Annotated in this window: 2 protein-coding genes; both read right to left on the bottom strand. The window is 75.1% G+C overall.

What is annotated here, in order from left to right; genetic code table 11:
* Positions 1 to 111: 111 nt before the first annotated feature.
* A complete protein-coding gene (gene malQ, locus B9S61_RS00030) occupies positions 112 to 2172 on the bottom strand; it encodes a 4-alpha-glucanotransferase (RefSeq protein WP_103540321.1) in 2061 nt (686 codons plus the stop codon).
* A 1-nt stretch (position 2173) separates the two neighbouring features.
* A complete protein-coding gene (locus B9S61_RS00025; RefSeq protein WP_103540320.1) occupies positions 2174 to 2449 on the bottom strand; it encodes a hypothetical protein in 276 nt (91 codons plus the stop codon).
* Positions 2450 to 2820: the final 371 nt, after the last annotated feature.

Here is a 2820-nt window from a genome sequence, read left to right as displayed (position 1 = left end):
CGTCGCGCCCACCCGTGCCGCCCTGCGGCACGACTGCCCGCGGAGGGCGGCGGAGGGCGGCGGAGGGCGGCGGAAGGCGGCACGACTGCCCGCGGAGCGGAGGTGGGCTTCTCACTCCCGTAGTGCGGCCATCAGGGCGCACAGGCGGGGGGAGGCCGCGAGTTCTTCCAGTGTGACCGGGCGGCCGGTCGTGTCCGCGACGGGGAGTCGCCAGTTCGGGTACTGGTCCCAGGTTCCCGGCAGGTTCTGCGGGCGGCGGTCGCCGACGCCGTCCGGCAGCCATACGCCGATCATGTGCGCCGGGGTCCGCAGCAGGTACCGGTGGACGGCCTGGATCTCCGCCTCCTGCGAGGAGTCCGGATCCCGCAGGAGCCCCAGCCGCCGCAGCAGCTCCCGCCACTCCGCCACGTCCGCCGCCGCCTCCGCCCGCTCCTCCTCCAGGGGCCGCGTCAGCAGTCCGAGGCTGTCCCGGAGCTCCACGTGCTCACCGCTCAGCCGGGCGGCCGTGGGCGGCAGGTCGTGGGTGGTGGCCGTCGCCAGGCAGTCCGCGCGCCAGGCGTCCGGCGGCAGCGGGCGGCGGTCGCCCTCCCAGTCCCGCTCGAACCACAGCACCGACGTGCCGTACACCCCGCGTTCGCGCAGTGCCTCGCGCACTCCCGGTTCGACGGTCCCCAGGTCCTCGCCGATCACCACCGCTCCGGCGCGGGACGCCTCCAGGACGAGCACGGCGAGCATCGCCTCGGCGTCGTAGCGGACGTAGGTGCCCTCGGTGGGCGGATGCCCCTCGGGGACCCACCAGAGCCGGAACAGGCCCATGACGTGGTCGATGCGCAGCGCGCCCGCGTACCGGAACAGGGCCCGGAGCAGGGCGCGGAAGGGGGCGTATCCGGAGTCGGCGAGGCGGTCGGGGCGCCAGGGCGGCAGCCCCCAGTCCTGGCCGCGCGCGTTGAAGGCGTCCGGGGGCGCGCCGACGGACATGCCGGCCGCGAAGTACTCCTGCTGCGCCCAGGCGTCGGCGCCGGCGGGGTGTACGCCGACGGCGAGGTCGTGGACGATCCCGACCGGCATCCCGGCCTCGCGCGCCGTGCGCTGGGCGGCGGTGAGCTGGGCGTCGGTGAGCCAGACGAGGCGGGAGTGGAAGTCGACGCGGTCCGCCAGTTCGCGACGGGCGCGGGCGGTCTCGGTCGACCGGGGGTCGCGCAGGGCGGCGGGCCAGCGGTGCCAGTCGGCGCCGTGGACCTCGGCGAGGGCGTACCAGGTGGCGTGGTCCTCCAGGGCCTGGCCCTGGCCGGCGAGGAAGTCGGCGTAGGCGGCGCGGCGGCCGGGGCCCAGCGGGACCTCGTGCGCCAGTTCCAGCGCCTCCCGCTTGGCCTCCCACACGGCGTCCCGGTCGATCAGCGCGCCCTTCTCCAGCACCGCCCCGCGCAGCTCTCCCGCGCGCTCCAGCAGGGTGCGCACACGGTCGCGGTCCCCGGCGTACGCGAACTCGGGGACGTCCTCGACGCGCAGGTGGACGGGGTCGGGGAAGCGGCGGGAGGAGGGGCGGTAGGGGGAGGGGTCGGCCGGGGGGCCGGGGACGGCCGCGTGCAGGGGGTTGACCTGGACGAATCCGGCGCCGAGGGTGCGCCCGGCCCAGCCGGCGAGTTCGCCCAGGTCGGCGAGGTCGCCCATGCCCCAGGAGCGGCGGGAGAGCAGGGAGTAGAGCTGGACCAGGAGGCCGCAGGAGCGTGCGGGGGGCGCGGGCAGTCCGGCCGGGGCGACGATCAGGTGGGCGTGGGCGGTGCGGCCGTCCGGGGTGGTGGCGGTCAGGGCGTGCACGCCGGGCGGGAGGCGGTCGGCCGAGCCGCGGGTCTCGCCCTGTTCGGTGCGGATGCTCAGCCGGGTGGCCTCGGGGAGTGCGGCGAGAGCGGCCGGGGTGCCGGTGCCCCAGCCGACCACGGTGGGCGGCAGCAGCCGTTCGCCGAGTGCGTGTTCGCGGGCGGTGAGGGCGGTGCGGACGGCGTCCGGGGTCGCCGCGTCCACGCCGAGGGCGGCCAGCGCGAGGGTGACGGCGGTGGCCGAGGCCGCGACGGTACGGTCCGGCGAGGGGCTGTAGGAGGTGGCGACGCCGTGCAGCGCGGCGAGCCGGAACAGTTCCTCGGAAGGGGGCTCGGCCGGCCGTGGCGCGGTCACCTTAGGGCTCCGGGCGGTACTGGGCCGGGAAGGAGTCGAGACCGGAGGCGTCCGAGGAGTCCATGAAGGCGTCGGACTCGCTGGTCAGGGGGGCCGCTTCGGCGAGGGGCGGTTCGCTGGTGAGGGGCTCGGCGTCGGGCAGCGGGGGTTCGCTGGTCAGCGGGAGCTCGGTGCAGGGGCCTTCCGCGCTGAAGATGCAGAAGTCGAAGTCGTCGGCGGAGTGCTCCGCCGTGGGTTTGGACAGGGCCGGGGAAGGAACGTATGCCGGTGCGGTCACAGATGATCTCCTCGTCGAGCACGGTACGCGGATCACGCGGGCGTGCGGGTGCGGGTCGTGCGGGTTATCCCGCAGCCCTACCCAGCGGACTCGATGCCAGACGCACAAAGTCCTTGAACGTGCTCCTGCTCACATTCTCTTCCCCTCCTCTCCCTCCACAGTGGGACAAACGCGCCACAACGTCCACTCTTATTGACACGTTCACCGCAGGAATGGTGGGCTCGGGGTTCCCCGGTAACGGAATGGACACGGCCGGTCGGTCATGCGGCCGGCCGGCCGGCCCGAGCACCTACAGGAGGGCCCGTGCGGCTGCGGCGTGGGAGTACGGCGAACGCCAGGAGGACCGCCCTCGCGTTCGCCGTTCTCGCGGG

This window comes from Streptomyces sp. SM1 (assembly GCF_002910825.1).
GTDB lineage: Bacteria > Actinomycetota > Actinomycetes > Streptomycetales > Streptomycetaceae > Streptomyces > Streptomyces okerensis.
This window is presented reverse-complemented; position numbering and strand designations above follow the sequence as displayed.